The sequence below is a fragment of the Flaviramulus aquimarinus genome (assembly GCF_039543205.1).
Classification (GTDB): domain Bacteria; phylum Bacteroidota; class Bacteroidia; order Flavobacteriales; family Flavobacteriaceae; genus Flaviramulus_B; species Flaviramulus_B aquimarinus.
Genome location: NZ_BAABJH010000001.1, coordinates 361,953 through 380,826 on the forward strand (window position 1 = coordinate 361,953; position 18,874 = coordinate 380,826).

The 18,874-nt window shown below is 30.8% G+C and carries 25 protein-coding genes; 5 read left to right on the top strand and 20 right to left on the bottom strand.

Annotated elements, in window-relative coordinates; translation table 11 throughout:
• Positions 1–11 precede the first annotated feature (11 nt).
• The 4 genes from ABD941_RS01625 to ABD941_RS01640 form a co-directional block, all read right to left on the bottom strand.
• On the bottom strand, positions 12–944 hold the full coding sequence (locus ABD941_RS01625; RefSeq protein ID WP_345272211.1) for a L,D-transpeptidase: 933 nt from the start codon (positions 942–944) through the stop codon (positions 12–14).
• Positions 945–1,058: 114 nt separating this feature from the next.
• Positions 1,059–1,334, bottom strand: coding sequence for a heavy-metal-associated domain-containing protein (locus ABD941_RS01630; protein WP_345272212.1), 276 nt, complete (start codon positions 1,332–1,334; stop codon positions 1,059–1,061).
• A 74-nt stretch (positions 1,335–1,408) separates the two neighbouring features.
• Positions 1,409–1,684: a zinc ribbon domain-containing protein gene (locus tag ABD941_RS01635; protein WP_345272213.1), complete on the bottom strand. Its 276-nt coding sequence runs from the start codon at positions 1,682–1,684 to the stop codon at positions 1,409–1,411.
• 71 nt (positions 1,685–1,755) lie between these two features.
• Positions 1,756–2,544 (bottom strand): patatin-like phospholipase family protein, encoded by a 789-nt coding sequence (locus ABD941_RS01640; protein WP_345272215.1) that lies wholly within the window; start codon positions 2,542–2,544, stop codon positions 1,756–1,758.
• A gap of 130 nt (positions 2,545–2,674) precedes the next feature.
• Between ABD941_RS01640 and ABD941_RS01645 the strand changes: the two genes are divergently transcribed.
• From ABD941_RS01645 to ABD941_RS01655, 3 genes are read left to right on the top strand one after another with little or no spacing between them, the layout of a single operon-like run.
• Positions 2,675–3,457, top strand: coding sequence for an MlaE family ABC transporter permease (locus ABD941_RS01645; RefSeq protein WP_345272216.1), 783 nt, complete (start codon positions 2,675–2,677; stop codon positions 3,455–3,457).
• Complete coding sequence (locus ABD941_RS01650) at positions 3,454–4,215, top strand: ABC transporter ATP-binding protein (protein ID WP_345272217.1); 762 nt, start codon at positions 3,454–3,456, stop codon at positions 4,213–4,215. Before ABD941_RS01645 ends, ABD941_RS01650 begins: the two co-directional genes overlap by 4 nt.
• Before the next feature lie 28 nt (positions 4,216–4,243).
• Positions 4,244–5,236 (top strand): MlaD family protein, encoded by a 993-nt coding sequence (locus ABD941_RS01655; RefSeq protein ID WP_345272219.1) that lies wholly within the window; start codon positions 4,244–4,246, stop codon positions 5,234–5,236.
• Here ABD941_RS01655 and ABD941_RS01660 read toward each other — a convergent pair.
• The 5 genes from ABD941_RS01660 to ABD941_RS01680 form a co-directional block, all read right to left on the bottom strand.
• Positions 5,233–5,688, bottom strand: coding sequence for a pyridoxamine 5'-phosphate oxidase family protein (locus ABD941_RS01660; RefSeq protein WP_345272220.1), 456 nt, complete (start codon positions 5,686–5,688; stop codon positions 5,233–5,235). The two genes, ABD941_RS01655 and ABD941_RS01660, sit on opposite strands and share 4 nt — an antisense overlap.
• 50 nt (positions 5,689–5,738) lie before the next feature.
• On the bottom strand, positions 5,739–6,203 hold the full coding sequence (locus tag ABD941_RS01665) for a hypothetical protein (protein WP_345272222.1): 465 nt from the start codon (positions 6,201–6,203) through the stop codon (positions 5,739–5,741).
• 120 nt (positions 6,204–6,323) lie between these two features.
• Positions 6,324–6,692, bottom strand: a complete 369-nt coding sequence (locus ABD941_RS01670; RefSeq protein WP_345272223.1) for a GerW family sporulation protein — start codon at positions 6,690–6,692, stop codon at positions 6,324–6,326.
• A gap of 12 nt (positions 6,693–6,704) precedes the next feature.
• The gene (locus tag ABD941_RS01675) at positions 6,705–7,205 is read right to left on the bottom strand and encodes a hypothetical protein (RefSeq protein ID WP_345272225.1); all 501 of its coding nucleotides are present in this window, start codon (positions 7,203–7,205) and stop codon (positions 6,705–6,707) included.
• 102 nt (positions 7,206–7,307) lie between these two features.
• Positions 7,308–7,496 (bottom strand): YoaP domain-containing protein, encoded by a 189-nt coding sequence (locus ABD941_RS01680; protein WP_345272226.1) that lies wholly within the window; start codon positions 7,494–7,496, stop codon positions 7,308–7,310.
• Positions 7,497–7,708: 212 nt separating this feature from the next.
• Here ABD941_RS01680 and ABD941_RS01685 point away from each other — a divergent pair, with 212 nt between their 5' ends.
• On the top strand, positions 7,709–8,557 hold the full coding sequence (locus ABD941_RS01685) for a C-GCAxxG-C-C family (seleno)protein (RefSeq protein ID WP_345272228.1): 849 nt from the start codon (positions 7,709–7,711) through the stop codon (positions 8,555–8,557).
• A gap of 62 nt (positions 8,558–8,619) precedes the next feature.
• Positions 8,620–9,255 (top strand): hypothetical protein, encoded by a 636-nt coding sequence (locus tag ABD941_RS01690; RefSeq protein ID WP_345272229.1) that lies wholly within the window; start codon positions 8,620–8,622, stop codon positions 9,253–9,255.
• Positions 9,256–9,904: 649 nt separating this feature from the next.
• Here ABD941_RS01690 and ABD941_RS01695 read toward each other — a convergent pair.
• The 11 genes from ABD941_RS01695 to ABD941_RS01745 form a co-directional block, all read right to left on the bottom strand.
• On the bottom strand, positions 9,905–10,402 hold the full coding sequence (locus tag ABD941_RS01695) for a nicotinate-nucleotide adenylyltransferase (RefSeq protein WP_345272230.1): 498 nt from the start codon (positions 10,400–10,402) through the stop codon (positions 9,905–9,907).
• A 195-nt stretch (positions 10,403–10,597) separates the two neighbouring features.
• Complete coding sequence (locus ABD941_RS01700; protein WP_345272232.1) at positions 10,598–11,062, bottom strand: pyridoxamine 5'-phosphate oxidase family protein; 465 nt, start codon at positions 11,060–11,062, stop codon at positions 10,598–10,600.
• Between the two features lie 11 nt (positions 11,063–11,073).
• Positions 11,074–11,493 (bottom strand): hypothetical protein, encoded by a 420-nt coding sequence (locus tag ABD941_RS01705; RefSeq protein WP_345272233.1) that lies wholly within the window; start codon positions 11,491–11,493, stop codon positions 11,074–11,076.
• Positions 11,494–11,661: 168 nt separating this feature from the next.
• On the bottom strand, positions 11,662–12,888 hold the full coding sequence (locus ABD941_RS01710; RefSeq protein ID WP_345272234.1) for a metallophosphoesterase: 1,227 nt from the start codon (positions 12,886–12,888) through the stop codon (positions 11,662–11,664).
• Positions 12,885–13,475 carry a CDP-alcohol phosphatidyltransferase family protein gene (locus ABD941_RS01715; RefSeq protein WP_345272236.1) on the bottom strand — a complete coding sequence of 197 codons (591 nt, stop codon included), beginning with the start codon at positions 13,473–13,475 and terminating at the stop codon, positions 12,885–12,887. The genes ABD941_RS01710 and ABD941_RS01715 overlap by 4 nt, the downstream gene beginning before the upstream one ends.
• A gap of 15 nt (positions 13,476–13,490) precedes the next feature.
• Complete coding sequence (locus ABD941_RS01720) at positions 13,491–13,781, bottom strand: chaperone modulator CbpM (protein ID WP_345272237.1); 291 nt, start codon at positions 13,779–13,781, stop codon at positions 13,491–13,493.
• A gap of 2 nt (positions 13,782–13,783) precedes the next feature.
• On the bottom strand, positions 13,784–14,668 hold the full coding sequence (locus ABD941_RS01725) for a DnaJ C-terminal domain-containing protein (protein WP_345272238.1): 885 nt from the start codon (positions 14,666–14,668) through the stop codon (positions 13,784–13,786).
• Positions 14,669–14,759: 91 nt separating this feature from the next.
• A complete protein-coding gene (locus ABD941_RS01730) occupies positions 14,760–15,434 on the bottom strand; it encodes an ABC transporter ATP-binding protein (RefSeq protein WP_345272240.1) in 675 nt (224 codons plus the stop codon).
• A 1-nt stretch (position 15,435) separates the two neighbouring features.
• Positions 15,436–16,698 (bottom strand): ABC transporter permease, encoded by a 1,263-nt coding sequence (locus tag ABD941_RS01735; protein WP_345272241.1) that lies wholly within the window; start codon positions 16,696–16,698, stop codon positions 15,436–15,438.
• Positions 16,698–17,780: an efflux RND transporter periplasmic adaptor subunit gene (locus tag ABD941_RS01740; RefSeq protein ID WP_345272242.1), complete on the bottom strand. Its 1,083-nt coding sequence runs from the start codon at positions 17,778–17,780 to the stop codon at positions 16,698–16,700. Before ABD941_RS01740 ends, ABD941_RS01735 begins: the two co-directional genes overlap by 1 nt.
• A 2-nt stretch (positions 17,781–17,782) precedes the next feature.
• On the bottom strand, positions 17,783–18,868 hold the full coding sequence (locus ABD941_RS01745) for a site-2 protease family protein (protein WP_345272244.1): 1,086 nt from the start codon (positions 18,866–18,868) through the stop codon (positions 17,783–17,785).
• Positions 18,869–18,874 lie beyond the last annotated feature (6 nt).

Below are 18,874 nucleotides of genomic sequence, written 5' to 3' on the forward strand. Positions count from 1 at the left end.
AATAAATTTTCTTATTTATAGTTGTAAATATCTTTTAAAATAACGGTATTACCTTGATTATCAAAACTATTTAAATCATACTTTATATTAATTTTAGTGCCTATTGGCGCATAGTAATAAATTACCCAAGCATCACCTTCTTTTGTGCCAATACAGCCGTTGGAATACGGTTTGCTTAATGTTTCTGGGTTTGTGGTAGGATGTATAAGTTGACCATTTCTAACACCATTTATTTTAGTTTCAATAAAAGGGATTTGTGGTAATTTGGTGATTTTTTCATCGTCCCTTTTGGTTACAAAATATTGCTTCCCATTTACGGGGTTGTAATAATCTGGATCCTTCACATGGTTAACAATAATGCCGTTACCCGTTTTGGTTTTTAAATCCATTATCCTGTCCGCCATTTTAAGATATTTCTTTTCGTTTCTTCCAACACGAACAGCAAACTCATAATGTAAAATAGAATCCTCAAAAACCCTAAGTTTAAACTCTGGAATATTTACATCAATACTTGTTTTTTTAAAAGATTCTAGAATGTTATTGGCTAAAATAGAATCGGGTAAAATTAAAAAGGCGTCTTTTTGTAGTGCAATCAATTTCTTTTGATTATATACAAAGGAGTCCCTCGCTTTCATTTTGTAATAATCGGTGTTTTTAAGCGTGTCGATTATCCAAGAGTTGGCTCTTACCAAAAGATGTTCGTTTAAAGGATAGGACGTTAAAGAATCGTACTTTTCAACAATAGAGTCTAAAAACGGGAAATATTCGGCAATTGTAATATCCTTTTTTAATTTAATAGTGTGTATTGTGTTACTATTACAAGAATCTTTACTATTGATGACATTAAACGATAGCCCTTTAAAATCATCATCTTTAGGGCAGTAAAGCTTCAATACAATTAAAAATATAATGAACAAAGAAATTATCTGACTTAGTTTTATCATTCTTTCTAATTTAAAATATTAGTTTTTTTAAACTTCCTTTTAAAACCTAGAGCTTTATTACCTATACATAGCATGGGTAAGATGCGTTATTGTATAGGTTCCATTTTTATGTTTTTAGATTTGTTTATGAGTTTTTCCAATAGCACAACTCACGAAAGAGTTTGCTTTTTTAAGAAAATCATTTTTTTCACCATACGGTGGATACCCAATTTTTGAAAGGCACTTTTTCACGTACTCAACATCGTTTTTAGAGGCGCATTCAAATTTTACTAAAGTGTGTTGAGTATCAACAGAAACATTACAGATTTTATTAAACTTCGAGAGCTTTTCTTTAATGGTTATTCCGCAACCTTTACACTTTAAATTTTGGATATAGAGCGTTGATTTCATAGAAACTTCTAGTATCAAATAAAGGTAAATAAAGATCAGGGAACTTATATTGGCTCAATAAAGCTCCAATACTCTTAGCGAGGTTTCATTCTCCAGCGTGATAATCTTGGTATACTTCTGGTAAATAACCAAGCTAAAAATTTAGGAGAACCTTGTTCAATCATTTTCTGTTTACAAAAAGCTTGCATTTCTTTTGTAGTACCTTTAAATGTGAATTCGCCATCTACATAACAATAACTGCAATAATCAGCACTTTTGGTTCCGTTTTTATTAAACCCACCTTGTTGTGGGTCCTTCTTCATGGGCATACCACAACTTTGACAAAATTTACTTGTTCTTTTATTTTTCATAATTTATTTAAGATTTGTTCTATTTTTATGATTCTAATTTTTTAAAGTTTTATTAATGATATTCATCATTTTCAGCTAGTTTCTTTAAGAGGATGTTTTAATTTAAGTAGAGTACTTTTGGTAAGTGCTTCTTTAGTGGCACTATAACCAATGTTAAATATCTCAATAAGATGTTTTTTGTCAAACGTGCTAAACTTGCTTAACGCTTTAGGTGCAATTATCAAATCACAAGTCTTAAATTTAATATAATCATCTCTAAGAGACCTTAATTTAAAAGCCCTTTCAATGACATAGTGTGAGTGTTTTAAATCTTCTATTGAAATAGTATCTACCCAATTGGCATAACTTCCAATTATGGCATCGCAATGAGATTGTAAAGGCTCAATGGGAAAATTATTTAAAGTACCACCATCTACATAGTAAGAACCTTCAATTTCAACGGGAGCAAATACACCTGGAATTGCTGCAGAAGCCAATAAAGGCTTTATTAATTTACCAGAGCTAAACGTTTTAAGGTTACCTCTTAAAATATCTGTTGCTGTGATGGTTAATGCCTTTTGAAGTATACCAAAACTATCTTCTTTTAAATAGTTTTTAAACTCTGGATAAAACTTTTCGGCATCTATAAAACCTGGTTTACCAATCGCATACTTTTTAATGTTTAGTATTTGAATGTTTTCAAAAAACCGCATAATAGCTTTCCAATTATAACCATAAGCATATAGTGCTCCTACTATCGCACCTGCACTAGAACCTGAAATATGAGTAGGGAAAATTTGATGTTCTTCTAAAGCTTTTATAACGCCTATATGAGCAACACCTCGTATACCTCCTCCAGATAATACTAAACCAATTTTCATAAATTATTAAAGGCTAATTAAGCTTAAAATTATGTATCAATAAGCGTAATTGAAATGATTTATATCAGTCTAACCAGATGATTTATATCATTTCACAATAAGTCATATTCCTATACCTTGCTAGTTGATTATGTTCATTTTAAACAACATAAAAAGCAAATTGCATTCGTTTTTAACTGAAATTGGAGCGCTTTCATACTTCACTTCACGATTTTTCAAAGATGCCTTTAAACGTCCTTTTGAATTTAAGGAGTTCTTACGGCAATGCTATAATATGGGAAACCGGTCACTATTATTGGTAGGCATTACAGGTTTTATTATTGGCTTGGTATTAACCTTACAAACACGCCCTACCTTAATGGAGTTTGGCGCGGTATCTTGGATGCCCTCTATGGTTGGCATATCCATTGTAAGGGAAATTGGCCCAATTATAACGGCTTTGGTTTGTGCAGGAAGAATAGGCTCTGGTATTGGAGCAGAATTAGGTTCCATGCGTGTAACAGAACAAATTGATGCTATGGAAGTTTCTGGAACAAACCCATTTAAATACTTGGTTGTAACACGTGTTTTGGCGGTTACCTTAATGTTACCTCTATTGGTAATTATTGGTGATGCCGTTGCATTATTTGGTTCTTTTCTTGTTGAAAATGTAAAAGGCAATGTCTCCTTTACGTTGTATTTTAATCAGGTTTTTAATGCTTTAGAGTTTGGAGATATTATACCCGCAACTATCAAATCCTTCTTTTTTGGTTTAGCTATTGGTCTTGTTGGCTGTTTTAAAGGCTACTACTGCAAGAAAGGTACTGCTGGCGTTGGTAAAGCCGCAAATTCTGCGGTGGTATTCACCTCATTACTATTGTTTATTATAGATTTTATTGCGGTTTTTGTAACAGATATTTTTTACGACTTATGATGAACAAAAAAAACATAGCAAATCAGAACATAGTTCTAGAAATCAAAGACCTATACAAAGGCTTTGGCGATAACCATGTGCTTAACGGATTTAATATGCAGCTTCATCAAGGAGAAAACCTAGTAATCATGGGGAAATCGGGTTCTGGAAAATCGGTAATGATAAAATGTTTGGTGGGTTTAATGGAAGCTGATAGCGGTTCTATTACTGTAATGGGTAACGATATAACAAAATTAAATCAGGAAGCATTAGATATTTTACGAGCAGATATTGGGTTTTTATTTCAAGGTAGTGCTTTGTACGATTCTATGACCGTTAGAGAGAATTTAGAATTTCCGCTAAGGCGACATACTAAGAAATTTGGCAACAATATGGATACAGAAAACTTGGTTATTGAAGCCTTAGAAAATGTTGGGCTTGTAAGTGCTATCGACTTAATGCCTGCAGAATTATCTGGGGGTATGAAACGGCGAATTGCTTTGGCTAGAACACTTATTTTACAACCTAAAATTATATTATATGATGAACCTACTAGTGGTTTAGATCCGATAACTGCAAAAGAAATAATCATCTTAATGCAGGAGATACAAAGAAAATATAACACCTCATCATTAATTATAACTCATGATGTGGATTGCGCACGTGTTATTTCAGATAGAATGATATTGCTTATTGGTGGTATTGATTATACCGTTGGTACATTTAAAGAATTATCCACTTCAAAAGACCCAAAAATTAAAGCCTTTTTTAAACAATAGGAACTATTTAAATAGAAATTTTGAAAAGATGAAAAATACAAACTCACAGAAATTACGATTAGGCAGTTTTGTTATCATAGGAACCATTCTATTTGTAGCAGGTGTCTATCTTATTGGTCAACGGCAAGACATGTTTAAAAAAACATTCACTATAAGTTCCTTTTTTCAAAATGTAAATGGCTTACAAAAAGGAAATAATGTACGTTATTCTGGAATAAACATTGGAACGGTTAGAGACATTATTATGGTTAATGATTCCACCATAAAAGTGAATATGAATATTGATGAAAAAATAATAAAGCATATAAAAAAAGATGCGATAGCCACCATAGGTTCTGATGGTTTGGTGGGCAATATGATTGTAAATATTGTTCCTGGTAAAAATGGAAAATTACCAATTACAGATGGAAATGTTATAGAATCATTTAGTAAAATTGGTGCCGATGATATTTTAAGCACCCTAAGTGTTAGCTCTGAAAATGCGGCTATTTTAACTTCAGACCTACTTAAAATTACACACGCCATGACAGAAGGCAAAGGCACTTTGGGCGTATTATTAAATGATACTGTTATGGCAAAAGATTTGAGACAATCTATAACCCATTTAAAAACAACCATAAGGGGTGCTTCAAAATCTATAGATGAATTAAATCAAATTATTACAGATTTAAAGACAGATGATAATACGGTTTTAGGCATGCTAATAAATGATAGCATATCAGGAAAAAAACTTAAAAATATTGTATACAGTTTAGAATCATCTGGCATAAAAATTGAAAGTATTGTTAGTAATATAGATACTGTGGTCAATGATTTTAATTCAAGCGATGGTACTTTTAACTATTTGGTAAAAGATACCTCCTTAGTAAATAGTTTAAAATCTACACTCAAAAATATAAATGAAGGTACAGATAAATTCAATCAAAATATGGAAGCCCTAAAGCATAACTTTTTAACACGTAGGTATTTTAGAAAATTAGAAAAAAAAGAAGCTAAAAAAGAAAATGATAGAACCTTTTAGTGACGTCTCATTCGTCCAGTGATACTTAACACATCAATAATAAATACAATAGGAGTTTCACCTTTAGATATTTTACTTGAAAATTCACTGATGAAGCTTAAATTTCTCTTCTCTTTTCTGGTAATAAGGTGCTTAATGCCTAAAGAAAATTCATGAAGATAAGCTTTTGATGCACTACCAAATACTTCTTTAATGGTGCCATGCGCTTGAGCCGATTCCCAATGGTTAATAGAATCGATTTCGGCTACTTCTAAACACACTTTATTGTGTTTTCGCATAGCTATAGTTTTGTGGCCTTCGTCGGAATATCCAATAATGATATTTTTCTCTGGATTATAGTAATAGGTAATCGGAGCTATAAAAGGTTCGTTTTTATAGATATAACCCAAATAACCAATATAATTATTGGTAAGTACATGTTTACTTTTCGTTTCATTTAAAATCCTAATCATAATAGCGCTATAATGTCATTTATATTCTTAATCATTTAATAAGGTTAAAATTAAGTTTTTTGATATATTCTGTAGTTTTCTTTTACCAAAGGTAAATGAACAAGAAAAACAATTAATAGGCCTAATATTGAATAAACGAAATGAAAGATATGAAAACCAATACCAAACACTAATTGCATATTAATCCATAAAACTAGGAGTAGCCCGAAAAAATGCGAAAACGTCCATGACCAATGATAGTTTTTATAACAATTAAACTTTTCTAACAATCCAAAATTCTTTTTTGTTATTAATCCGTAAAAAACAAACAGAGGAAACAATCCAAGCATCAGAAACAAAAACAACCCAGGAATTAAAAAACTGGTAAAAGGAGACCCCTTTAGCATATTCATCGTAAAACCTAAATTTTCACCCGATGGATCGACAATTAGTAGAAAACCAAAAGGAATAGCACTGAAGCCTTGAAATGCTACTAGAGCTTTTAATATATAGCTTGTCATAAGTCGTTTCATCATTTCTGTGGCACTTAAAATAGGTGCTCATCATTTACTTTATTGAATATCATTTTATGTTAATAATGCCATATAAAAACAAAACCTGCAAGAATAAAAAACCTTGCAGGTTTATGCTTTAATTTAAGCCGTTACTTCTGGTTCTTTTCTACTTTTGGCAATGGTTTCGATAAGGTCGGGTATTTTTTCAAAGACAGCGGCTAAACCTTTGGTTTTCCCTGCTTGTAAAAAAGATATTTCATCTTCTTTAGTTACCAAGAAACCAATGGGTTCTATACCTACTCCTGCTCCAGCTCCCATACCTTCGCCATGTTTGCCTTTAGCTTCTGTTCCTTCGCCTCCTCCAGAACCAAAACCCATACCTACTTTAATAACAGGTACACATTTAAATTCTCCAAGTTCGAACTGCTCACCAATAACGGTTTCTGTTTTTGCTTCAGATTTTATAAAATCTGTTATTTTTCCTAATAATTCTTCAAAATGTAATTCCATAACGTTTTGTTTTTAAAAGTTAATAAATGATTTAATTATATGAATTGGTTTACCTTCTATGTGCAAGACCAATTGATTTCTGTCTTGAAAATTAATATTAAAGCCTCCTATGCTATAATTTAAAAAAGCGAATACGGGATATAGCTTTGCATTTGCTATACAATCTCCAGTATCAATATCTATCCAAAATCTTTTAACCTTAAATGACTTTATCAGCTTTAGGCCTGTTTTAAAAGACAAAAACTTTCTTTTTTTATGCTTGGTTTTTGTTTTGATTTTAGGTATTGATTTATCTCGTTTACTATGTAATGGGTAAAAGTGAAATTTTAGAAAAAGTACTTTTATATTAACTTTTAACACCTTCTTTTTGTCTCCTAAAACGGATGCCTTTACAATACCCTTTTGTTGAATAAAATACTTATCTGCCCTAGTATCTATAAACAATGATACTGGTGTTAACAAAAGATAAGTCAGTAACCCAAACAGGATTAATAAAACAATCCATAAAATCATTATATAATCTTTGTTTAAAGGAACTAGAAATATTGTAATGGTACAATGATATTGGTCAGTGCAATTATTTTTTAATTAATACATTTTAACCTAAATTAAAACTTATAAATTAAGTTCTGCCTTTATAATATTTTTAAATCGTGTAGCACTTAAATAATAATCTTCCAATAACTTACCATCATGTAAAAGGTTAAAAACCCCAAACCCAGATGGTGCATTTTTAGCCTCTTCTGCTGTTTCTATTTTGGTTACTTTTAAATCTACACCAGCATTCATAGCAACATTTAGCATGGCTTCAACCGATTTTTCGTGCCAAGGGCACTGATCTGCATAGAGTAGATGCCAGCCTTTGTGTTTTTGTTGTTGTTTGGTCCAGTCTATGAGTTTTAGATGTGGAGGTTTTGTATTATGATATATATCATTTGGTCATAAAATCGAATTAAATACCTTGATAATATTAACTAATTAATCGTTTTAGGCTTAAAAACTTAATTATAGATATAATGATCACTTCTATAAAACAAAATAATGATGCAAAAGCTATTTTTAGAAATTGTGGTACTTGTTCTAGAACCTTTGCTCATATTTTAGATAGGGAATTTGGACACATCAAGGAACATGAAGAACGTGCCTTAAACCCTCTGGCTGGAGGTATTTTAAATCAAGGTCATCAATGTGGCATGCTTTGGGGTGCAGCTTTAGCTGTAGGAGCAGAATCGTTTAGAAAATATAAGAATCAAGACCAAGCTATTACTGTTGCCATTTCTGCTACTCAAAATATTTTAAAATCTTTTGTAAAGCAATCTGGGGCAAAAAATTGTAAAGAAATAATTGGTTATGATCTAACTAGTATTATAGGAATGACCAAATTTATGTTAAAAATTACACTCCAAGGTATGAACAACAGTCATTGTTTTAATCTAGCTGAACAATGGGCTCCTGAAGCTATTGACGTAGCTTATGAAAGTTTATCGGAAAGTACAAAAGTTAAAGAAAAGCCCTTAAGTTGTGCTTCAGAAGTTTTAAGGTTCATGGAAGGTAGCAAGGAAGAAATAGTTATGGTGGCGGGTTATGCAGGTGGACTAGGTTTAAGTGGTGGTGCTTGTGGTGCTTTAAGTGCTGCTATTTGGAAGAAGATGTTGGATTGGTGTAGAGAAAACCCTGATAAAAACCCACCTTATTTTAATAATATAACTGCTAAAGGAATGCTGAAGGCTTTTAATAAGTTAACAGAAAATAAAATACTATGTCGTGATATTTGTGGACAGCATTTTGGGAATTTGAAAGACCATACCAATTATTTGAAAAGAGGGGGATGTAAATCAATTATTGAAGTATTGGCCAATTCATAATAATTGTTCTAACTCATAGACGATAGTTATCAAGAAAGTATTTTCTATATTCTCAGTATATTATGAAAGCAAAAACTGGTTTTCTAAAATCTTATATAATGCTTTTGCCTTTTATAGGTATGGGATTATTTGTGTTATTATATATTTTAGCGGCAATACATTACCCTGGAGGATCTTGGAATTTTACCGATTATGCTGGTTTTAGTATTCGCCATAATTATCTATGTGATCTTCTGGACGATAATGCTATAAACGGTATGCCAAATACGGCGAAGCATTATGCGCGTTTTTCTCTTGGTGTACTCTGCTCAAGTATTTTAATGATTTGGTATTTCTTACCTTATTTGTGTGTTAAAAAAAGTTTTAATCTTAAAACCATGAAGTTTTCTGGATTTCTATCAATAGGTATTACAGTATTTCTAGCATCTGGAATCCATGATATTATCTTAAGAATTGCAGGTGTTTTTGGTATTGTAGCCATTATTACAGCATGTATTGAACTCTACAAGGCCAAACGCTATAAAGTTTCAGGGCTTGGTTTATTTTGCCTTATCATATTTTGCTTGAACTATTATATTTATGAAACAGAACTTTATATTGAATCCTTACCTAGAATTCAAAAGATCACTTTTCTATTTTTTATTCTATGGTTCATAGTTTTGAATACGGCACTTTACCAAAAAGTAAAAAAAGCTTAAGTCATTGTTGGCCATTAGCCTTTGACATCTACACGGGTACAACTTCGCTATTTTTTTGCAACACCAGAATCTTGAATAGTTTCAATCAAATGTTATAAAGAAATTCTTTTCGATTAAATAAAGGAATAACGTTTCCTCATAAAATAATAACCCGTATTTTTAATATATCAACAATCCACGGATTAGTTCTTACTGATAAATGCTCGTATAGTTTATAGGATATTACATTGTCATATTTTTTTAACAATGGAATCTAAAAACTGAAAATATTTTTCAATTGTTATGGGGTTTTTAACTACAATAATACTATGATTTTGAAAAAAACGAAGGTTTATTAATAGCACTTATCGCCATAAGTTACTCACCCTCTTTAGGATAGTAAAATTTTAGAATAACCAGAAAAGTGATTAACAAGATAATTCAGAGATATAATTTAAGTTTCAGATTACCTTTTATAATTTAAGTGTTTAGGGTATGAATTGCAAAAGTTTATATAGTTAATCGTTTGTAGTTAACAAGTTAAAACTTTTCTGAATTTTGAAGAATAGAAAAGCATCTCCAAGAAATTTGAAAATGCTTTTCAATTAATAGGTCTAAAAATATTGTTCTAATACTTTATGCCAAAATATGTAAGTTTTAAAATAAAATATTATAGAAAATCTCCATATTCATCAACTTTTACTCGGATTCGTTGCTCACCATTCTCAAGAACAAGCTTATAAAGTTTTTTCATATTACCAGATTCATGAAAATTTACCAAGTATAAATTTTTTGATATGGACCAATTAGGAAAACGTCTTTTAACAGCAGTCAATACTGTTGATGGTAGATTAATATTTTTATACCGTTCTGCTGTTCTTAATAAATTACTATCTTTATCATACGATGCTAATACTTTTCCTTCTGGAATAAAGAAATAAACATCATACAAATCATGCTCATCAGCGTACACATCCAGCTCTTTTACATCAAAATCACTTACTTTTATTTGTAACTCTTTAACAGGAATAGCAATTTCGCCTGTGTTTGCGCTACTTAAATATTTGTAATTATGAACAATAAAAACCTCAGGAAGTATTTTAGGATCCTGAGCAAAAATTTGGGTAGTTAATCCCAATAAAAATAAACTAAGCATTAATTTTTTCATGATTGAAATGTTTAAGATTAATATAAACTAAAACTATCTACATTAATTTAACCATACAATGATTACCATCAGTTATGGGAAAATTAGTCGTTTTTTTCTTTTTATAGTTAACACGAATTCTTGACCTTTTTATCCTTGGATAAAAATTAACTCGAAAAAACAAATAGCTATACTTTCTGTTTATGTATATGAAACTTAAGTGGTATTTGGTTTTCTTCTCTTTCCAGTTATTTCTTGAATGTTTATGCGATAAACTATTGGTATAGATTGAGGATTAGTTTTACCAGAAAATTGAGGAATAAACTGAAGTTGCATATTCACTTTTTCTTTGATAAGTTTTTTGATCCCCAATGAAAACTCATGTAATAAATATTTTGCATCCGGACCTTCTAGTTCTTCAAAAGTACCTTGTACTAATACAGATTGCCAATTATTTACAGCTGTTATCTCAGCTATTTCAAGTGCAACAGATTTATTTAATCGTAAAGCTTTTGTTTTATGACCTTCACCTGTGTAACCTATAACCGTTATTTTATTTTTATTAAAATAATACGTAATAGGAATTACAAAAGGTGAATTTTTATATACATACGCTAAATGACCTATATAATTGTTGCTAAGTATTTTAAGACATTCGTCTTTATCTATATTAGATATCATGATTTGTAATTTTAATGTTTCAGTAAAGGCTTTAACCTTTCAATAATTTTATTGGAATATGATGTAGTGCTTTCCAATTTTGACTCGCCCGTAATGGCATCAACATCATCCATTTTATAACTTCCCTCCCCTGAGGTTGTTAAAACAATTATCTTTTCTTTATGGTCTCTAGTCCTCTTAATAAACTCTTTTACTTCAATTGGTGGTTTCCAATTCTCCCAGGTGTGCATAACTACAACAGCGTTATAATCTTTAGGATTAATTTTTTGCAACATTGAAACATCAATTATTTTAATAAATATTGAGTCTGATCTATATTTTTCTAAAATATCATTAGTTATCTTATCCTTGAATTCACTGCCCTGTGTAGCTATTATAAGTTTCGTGCTTAAACTAGGTGCATTTAAATCATAGCCTTGTACTTTATTCATAGAATATTCATGTTTGTACCATAATGCAAGAAAAAAAAGTAAAACACCAATTATTAATATTATAGCTGTTATTTTCTTTTTTAGAGACATGATTAAACACATTTAATTGTGTTTTCAATGTATTTTATTATTAGCTAAGTTTAAATGATATTGGTCAGTAATAGCATATTAATTTTTATTTTTATATTGTAATTCTATATATGTTATCTCTGGTCGCATCCCAATTCTTGCTGGAAAACCTAACCATCCCAATCCTCTATTAACGTATAGATACTGCTGATTATGCTTGTATAAACCAGCCCAATGTTTAAACTTATATTGTATAGGGCTCCATTTTAAATTTTTATATTGAAATGCCATTTGCATACCATGTGTATGTCCAGAAAGTGTTAAAGCTATATTGGTTTTATCAATTACTTCTTCTGTCCAATGTGTTGGGTCATGTGAGAGCAAAATTTTAAATGAAATATCTTCTACATTTTCTATGGCTTTTTTTAGATTTCCATATTGTTTAAAACGCTGTTTGCTCCAATTTTCAACACCAATAATAGCAATTTTATCATTTTTTTTTGCAATACGTTTAGATGTATTAAGTAGCAATTGAAAACCAATTTCTTTATAAAAAGTCTTTATTTTTTCAAAATTTTCTTGTTTTTCTTTAGGAGAATTCCATTTGCTATAATCGCCATAATCATGATTTCCTAAAACAGCAAACTTCCCTTCCTTAGCTTTTAATTTGTTGAATACGTTTTCCCAACCTCGTAGTTCCCAAGCGTAATTGTTTACCAAATCTCCTGTAATTACAATATAGTCAGGCTTTAGAAGATTAATTTTCTCTATTGCTTTCTCGACTATAGCATAGCGAAAATTAAAGCTTCCTAGATGAAGATCTGAAAGTTGTACAATTTTTAAACTATTAAATGCATAAGGTAAATTATAAAACTTAATACTATGATGATGTATTTTAAATCTGTGAGCAGCAATGAAAACACCATATAAAATAATAAAAAAAGGGAAGAACCCTGAAAGTAAGCCAACAACAGGAACCATAATGAGAGATTGTGTTTCAGAGAATAAATAATTTGAGAAATAGCAAACAGAAATTATAATTACAAAAATAAGCTTAGGAATAAATGATAATATGGCAAGTCCATAAAACCTTGAAATAAGCAAATATTTTCTTGATGGAAGGATATCATCTAAAGTGATTTTTAATATTAAAATGGATACTATTAGACCAAATGTAAATACCCAGAACAGTGTATGAATAATAATTATTAAAACTGAAAAATCAAGCAGTGATGTAATGGACTTCAACCAATAAAATGCTAGAAAATCTACAAGAAGGATGGCTACACAAAGCAAAACGATTGAAAATAATGAAAACGGTCTCATCCTTTCTTTTTTAGTCGCCTTTTGTCTCTATACACGAAAAAAATACTCTTTACATCAGAAACCCAATTATCGTATAGAAAAATAAGTATTATTTCTTCTACAGTTTCTAATATGCCAACTGTAATCATTATGTAAAAAAGAACCTGTTCTGGATTAAAGAAAAGTGACCAAAGAATAAATGCACTTTGCACAACAGCAGAAAATTTAGCTAAATAAGTATGAAACGCAGTAGTCTTTCCATATTTTAAGTATGCAATTATCATTTGGACGAGGTATGGCATAAAGGCAATGACAATAATTATAAGATGTTTTAGTATAAATGTTTTTTCAAAATAAAATAGCCCAACTAATCCGATGGCAAATGTAATTTGATCGCCTATAGAATCAAGTTGGGAACCTCTTGGGCTTGTAATCTTTAGTTTTCTTGCTAAAAAACCATCAATAGCATCTGTAGAGTAACTAATAAGTAAAAACCACGAAAAAACCAGTCGTTGGTCTAAACAGATTAAGGCAATTAACATTGGGGCAGCTAATATGCGATAAAATGAAAACCAATCAGCAATATTGAAGTTTTTAAATGTAAGCATCCTTAAATTACTTTTTTACTCATAACGATTTAATTTATTTTGCAGAAAAATAATTTCTTGCTGTAGATATTCTACTTGTTGCAATAAATTATTAATAGCATCTACACCTTCGAAATTTATATTTAAGTCATAATGCAAGCGTATTAATTTTTCGATTTTTTTTATTTGAGTTATATGCACAAAGTAATTATCTTTTTCTACTAAAACTTCTATGAGCTGATATTCTTGTAGATTGATTATAAAGGAACTGGGTACGTTATAACGTTTACAAATTACTTTTACAGGTATTAAATCTTGTGCTTCCATTATTAACGCAGTTTTTGTAATTCTTTAATCATTGTTTTCTCTTTGTTAGATAGCTTGGTTGGAATTTTTACTTGATATGTGATATACAAGTCTCCAAATTGCCCTTCTTTTTTATACTTAGGAAATCCTTTGTCTTTAAGTTTAACCTTAGTTCCATTTTGAGTTTCTGGTTTTACATTAAGTTTAACCTTTCCGTTAAACGTATCTACCATAAGTTCTCCGCCTAAAAGCGCTGTATATAAATCTAAATCTACAGTTGCATGAAGATTATCTTTGTCTCTTTTAAATTTTGAATGGTTTACAATTGAAAATTGAATATATAAATCGCCATTAGGGCCTCCGTTAAGTCCTTTTCCCCCATGACCTTTAATTTTTATAATTTGCCCATTTTCAATACCAGCTGGAATGGTAATACGAATGTTCTTATTATTTACGGTAAGTTTACGTTTATGCGTGGTATAAACCTCTTTTAAGTCAAGCTGTAATTCTGCATTAAAATCTTGTCCTCTAAATTTCACTTGTCTACCACTTCCTCTTGTTGATGCACCACCAAACATATTACTAAAAAAATCTGAAAACTCCTGTTCTGAGTAGCTTCCAAACGGTTCACTTGTAGTTTGTTGATAACCTTTCTGTTGTTTCGCTTTTTCAAACTCTTCTGCATGTTGCCAATGTTCGCCATACGCATCATATTTTTTTCGATTTTCAGGATTGCTTAATACTTCATTAGCTTCATTTATTTCCTTGAATTTCTTTTCGGCAACTTTGTCATTTGGATTTAAATCTGGATGGTATTTACGGGCCAATTTCCTGTAAGCCTTTTTTATTTCGGCTTCGCTTACAGTTTTTGAAACACCTAATATTTTATAATAATCTATAAATGCCATTTAGCCCATTTTAAATCACAATTTAATATCATGAAAGACTATACGAAATGATATAAATCATTTAAGCTTATGATTACCCAAGCGTATGTGTTTATGTAATAATCTCACCATCTGCCATTTGTATAATGCGGTCTGTTTTATTGGCAAAGTCTTTATCATGAGTTACAACTAGAAGGGATAAACCTTTTTCATAACTCAACTGCTTAAAGATATTAAAAACATTTTCCGAGTTGTAGCTATCTAAGTTGCCTGTAGGCTCATCTCCCATTATAATATCAGGGTTATTAATTAATGCTCTGGCAATAGCAATACGTTGTTTTTCACCACCAGAAACCTGAGAAGCTCGTTTTTTTACTAAATGTTCAATGTTTAACATCTTTAATTTTTCAATGGCATCATGTTCTATTTCTTGAACTGTTTTTTCAGCAAGTTTTTTGGCTGGAAGCATCACGTTTTCTAAAACTGAAAATTCGGATAGCAAATAATGAAACTGAAACACAAAGCCAATATGTTTATTTCTAATATAAGAAAGATGGTCTCTGTTTTGTCTAGATATAAGTTTATCATTTAAAAAAAGTTGACCTTCGTAATCCGTATCCATTGTTGAAAGGATGTAGAGTAAGGTGGATTTTCCGCAGCCAGATTTTCCCATAATGGAAGCAAATTCACCCTTCTTAATTTGAAAACTAATATCCCTTAAAACATGAAATAGCACTGGCTTTTTAAAGTATTTGTTAATATGTTTTGCTTCTAATACAACACTCATGTTATTGTCCTCTTATAATTCTTACTGGATCTATTTTTTTTGCTTTTTTTGATGGTAGATATCCTGCTAAAAAAGTTGAAAACATTGCAAAAGAAAACCCTATGATAAAAAACAATGGATTTATATTTACAGGATACGTTTCTACGGTTGGTAATGCTTCCGTTTGAAATGGAATAGTATTAATTAGGTTTGCTAAACCTAAGCCAATGAGTAAACCTAAAACACCGCCAACAAATCCAATAATCATAGCTTGACTCATAAAAATAAGTTGCACATCTTTACCTGAAAATCCAGTAGCTTTTAAAATGGCAATATCATTCATTTTTTCATAAATAAGCATATTTAAGATATTGTATATACCAAAGCCTGCAACTATAAGCAAGGTTATTGAAACCGCGTAAGTAATAAGGTTACGAATGGTGGTGCCCGTTTCAAATTGTGCATTAGCTGTTTTAATATCAATAGCGGTTAAATTGAATTGTTGCTCAATTTTTTTTGATAGCGGTATGGCCTGATCTATGTCATGTAATTTCACATTGATATCTGTAATATAATTTTCAGCTTCTCCTAAAATGCGTTGTATTGTTTTAAGATTTGCAAAACTATGAATAGCATCAATATCCGCAATACCACTTTGGTACAACCCGACAATTTTAAGCGGAAACACATCGCCATTGATAGTACTTATTTGTACACGATCTCCTATGTCTAAGGACATTTTTTTTGCAACCCCAGCACCTAGTAAAATACCATTATCGGTATTATACAATGCTTCTGGAGAACCTTTCACAATATAATTTTGAAGATTAAATAATCTGGCTTCGTCCAGAACATGTATTCCTGTTAAGTTACCACCAATTTCTATGGAGCCTGCTATATAAAATATTTGTGTTTTTATCTGTGGAATTGCGCCTTTTACATTACTATTTTCATTTAGATAATCTATAATTGGTAAGGCATTATGTATTTTCTTTTGGCTTAGCTTAGGTTTAATAGAATGCACCACATTAAAACTATGTTTTAAATCATCATAAAGGGCTATAGGTTGGTTTTTGGATGGTTCAATTTCATTATAAATATGAATATGAGGTGTTTGGTTAAGAATTAAATCGTCAAGCATACTATTTAAGCCCGTCATAAAACAAACCAATGTAATATAGGCACCAATACCAAAAGTAACCCCAAGTGCTGCTGTAGCCGTTTGCTTAATTTTTGTTAGCAAATGTGTTTTGGCAATATGTAGTATGACGCTCCAGTTTACCATCACTCAGGTTTATAGAGATATGTATCTTTTGTAATTCCGGATAGTACTTGTATATACTCTAGGTTTTGTAATCCAGTCGTTATAGTAACCAACCCATCTTCTGTTTTTACCATTGTATCATTAATTAGGTACGTTTTAGGAATGGTAAGCACATTTTCCTTTTTATCAATTATGATATTAGCCTCACCTGAAAGCCCAGGATACAATACTTTTGGTGCTTCATTAAAAATAGCTTCTACCTTAAACGTTTGATTGCGTTCATCCTTTTTAGGATAGATTTTTGACACTTTTCCCATAAAAACATCACTATTATAAGCATCTAATTGAATGATGACTTCTTGATGTTCTGAAATACGCACTATATCAACCTCATCAACCAGCATTTCTATAACAAAGTGTGTGGCGCTCCCAATAGAAGCTAAAGGTTCTTGGGTATTTACAATTTCTCCAGGTTCTTTATACAAAGCATATACTTTGCCATTAATCTTGCTTTTTACTACAAAATCTTTGGTATTAATTAATGCTCTTTGGTAATTGTTTAGGGCTTGTTTAGCGTTTGTTTCAAGCTCATTTTTTGTACTGCTATATTTGCTTTGTAAAAGCCTTAAATTGCTCGAGGAAAGTTTATAATTTAATTTTTGGGTATCATACTGCATTTTAGACCCTATTTTCTGTTCCCAAAGGTTTTTCTGCCTAAAATAGTTTATAGAATCGTTTTTATATTTTAAAGAAGCTGCTTCAATTTCATTTCTAATGCCTTCTAATATTGTGGCGTTTCCATTGAAATTTTCTTGAGCTAGATGCAATGCTAATTTTGCATTTTCAGCATTTATTTTAGGTGTGCTATTTATTATTTGTAAGATTGCTTTTGCTTTGGATATCGTATCACCTTCTTCAACTAAATTTCTTTCTAAAATACCTGAAACTATAGCATAAGATTGATAAAGGCTGTCGGGTTGAATCGTCACTGAAGAATAAACAGATTCGGTTAAACTTCTTTCTATAGGAAGAATTTTCCCCTTGTGATCTGAACAAGAAAACAACACTATTAAAAAAAGGATTGTAGTAGTATATAATTTCATGATCAGTAAGCTAATTTTTCTTGTAATAGGAGGTATTCATTTAAATTGATACTATCAATAACTCCCACTAGTTTTTCATTTTTTAAAACAGGAAAAAACGCGTGTTTTTCGCTGTGTGTTAATCGATATACTTTATCAAGACTATCTTCACTACAAACTGACTTAAAAGTGGTGTCCATGATGTTTTCGACCAATATATTTTTATTGGAATTATCTATAATATCCTGATGATGTAATACGCCTTTAATTTTGCCATTTTCCATAACAACAAAACTATTTTCTGTACTGGATATTAATTTATTAACTACAATATCCAGAGAATCCTTAGGGTTAAATGTTGTAATATTTAAAAGCATTGCTTCTTCTACACTATGTCCTTTAAGTATGGACAAATGCTGTACCATTTGGTTTTCGGCATAGGCTCCCAAAAAAACAATAAGCGCAATTAAAATCAAAAACGGATTATACAAAAGCCCTACTAATAAAAATAAAACTGCAATAGTCTGACCTATATTAGCTGCTATTTGGGTTGCTTTTACCCTACTCATTTTCATTGCTAATAAAGCTCTTAAAATACGGCCACCATCCATTGGGAATGCTGGAATAATATTAAAAATAACTAAGCCCACATTAACTACAAACAAAAAGAATAGGAAATTTTGTAGAGAAAAACTCATTAACATCTCAAAACTCTCGGTGAAATTTAGGTGCATAAATTCTTCTACTGGCACCAAGTAATATAAAAATAGTGCAATGATAAGATTAACCAAAGGCCCTGCTAAGGTTACTAAAAGTTCTTGCTTTGGCGATTCTGGAATACGCTCTAAACTAGCCACACCACCAATTGGTAATAAGGTTATCTTTTTAGTATCTATTCCAAAACGTTTGGCTGTTAAAGCATGCCCTAACTCGTGCAAAACCACACAGAAAAAAACGGCTAAAATCAATGCTACGTTAAATAGTGTACTTTCTGTAGTTCCTCCTCGCTTAAGCTCACTAAATACTACCCATGCAATTAAAAAAAAGAACGTCCAATGCATCTTAATTTTAATTCCAGATATACTTCCCAAATTTAGATTCGCTTTCATATGAAA

Coding starts and splice junctions, on each gene's coding strand:
- ABD941_RS01670 (WP_345272223.1), bottom strand. CDS start 6,692: ATGGAATTACATTTTGAAGAATTATTAGGAAAAATAACAGATTTTATA.
- ABD941_RS01725 (WP_345272238.1), bottom strand. CDS start 14,668: ATGGCATTTATAGATTATTATAAAATATTAGGTGTTTCAAAAACTGTA.
- ABD941_RS01645 (WP_345272216.1), top strand. CDS start 2,675: ATGTTCATTTTAAACAACATAAAAAGCAAATTGCATTCGTTTTTAACT.
- ABD941_RS01685 (WP_345272228.1), top strand. CDS start 7,709: ATGATCACTTCTATAAAACAAAATAATGATGCAAAAGCTATTTTTAGA.
- ABD941_RS01625 (WP_345272211.1), bottom strand. CDS start 944: ATGATAAAACTAAGTCAGATAATTTCTTTGTTCATTATATTTTTAATT.
- ABD941_RS01650 (WP_345272217.1), top strand. CDS start 3,454: ATGATGAACAAAAAAAACATAGCAAATCAGAACATAGTTCTAGAAATC.
- ABD941_RS01745 (WP_345272244.1), bottom strand. CDS start 18,868: ATGAAAGCGAATCTAAATTTGGGAAGTATATCTGGAATTAAAATTAAG.
- ABD941_RS01690 (WP_345272229.1), top strand. CDS start 8,620: ATGAAAGCAAAAACTGGTTTTCTAAAATCTTATATAATGCTTTTGCCT.
- ABD941_RS01665 (WP_345272222.1), bottom strand. CDS start 6,203: ATGATGAAACGACTTATGACAAGCTATATATTAAAAGCTCTAGTAGCA.
- ABD941_RS01700 (WP_345272232.1), bottom strand. CDS start 11,062: ATGATATCTAATATAGATAAAGACGAATGTCTTAAAATACTTAGCAAC.
- ABD941_RS01680 (WP_345272226.1), bottom strand. CDS start 7,496: ATGCTAAATGTTGCTATGAATGCTGGTGTAGATTTAAAAGTAACCAAA.
- ABD941_RS01715 (WP_345272236.1), bottom strand. CDS start 13,475: ATGCTTACATTTAAAAACTTCAATATTGCTGATTGGTTTTCATTTTAT.
- ABD941_RS01655 (WP_345272219.1), top strand. CDS start 4,244: ATGAAAAATACAAACTCACAGAAATTACGATTAGGCAGTTTTGTTATC.
- ABD941_RS01710 (WP_345272234.1), bottom strand. CDS start 12,888: ATGAGACCGTTTTCATTATTTTCAATCGTTTTGCTTTGTGTAGCCATC.
- ABD941_RS01720 (WP_345272237.1), bottom strand. CDS start 13,781: ATGGAAGCACAAGATTTAATACCTGTAAAAGTAATTTGTAAACGTTAT.
- ABD941_RS01695 (WP_345272230.1), bottom strand. CDS start 10,402: ATGAAAAAATTAATGCTTAGTTTATTTTTATTGGGATTAACTACCCAA.
- ABD941_RS01705 (WP_345272233.1), bottom strand. CDS start 11,493: ATGAATAAAGTACAAGGCTATGATTTAAATGCACCTAGTTTAAGCACG.
- ABD941_RS01640 (WP_345272215.1), bottom strand. CDS start 2,544: ATGAAAATTGGTTTAGTATTATCTGGAGGAGGTATACGAGGTGTTGCT.
- ABD941_RS01730 (WP_345272240.1), bottom strand. CDS start 15,434: ATGAGTGTTGTATTAGAAGCAAAACATATTAACAAATACTTTAAAAAG.
- ABD941_RS01675 (WP_345272225.1), bottom strand. CDS start 7,205: ATGATTTTATGGATTGTTTTATTAATCCTGTTTGGGTTACTGACTTAT.
- ABD941_RS01630 (WP_345272212.1), bottom strand. CDS start 1,334: ATGAAATCAACGCTCTATATCCAAAATTTAAAGTGTAAAGGTTGCGGA.
- ABD941_RS01740 (WP_345272242.1), bottom strand. CDS start 17,780: ATGAAATTATATACTACTACAATCCTTTTTTTAATAGTGTTGTTTTCT.
- ABD941_RS01635 (WP_345272213.1), bottom strand. CDS start 1,684: ATGAAAAATAAAAGAACAAGTAAATTTTGTCAAAGTTGTGGTATGCCC.
- ABD941_RS01735 (WP_345272241.1), bottom strand. CDS start 16,698: ATGGTAAACTGGAGCGTCATACTACATATTGCCAAAACACATTTGCTA.
- ABD941_RS01660 (WP_345272220.1), bottom strand. CDS start 5,688: ATGATTAGGATTTTAAATGAAACGAAAAGTAAACATGTACTTACCAAT.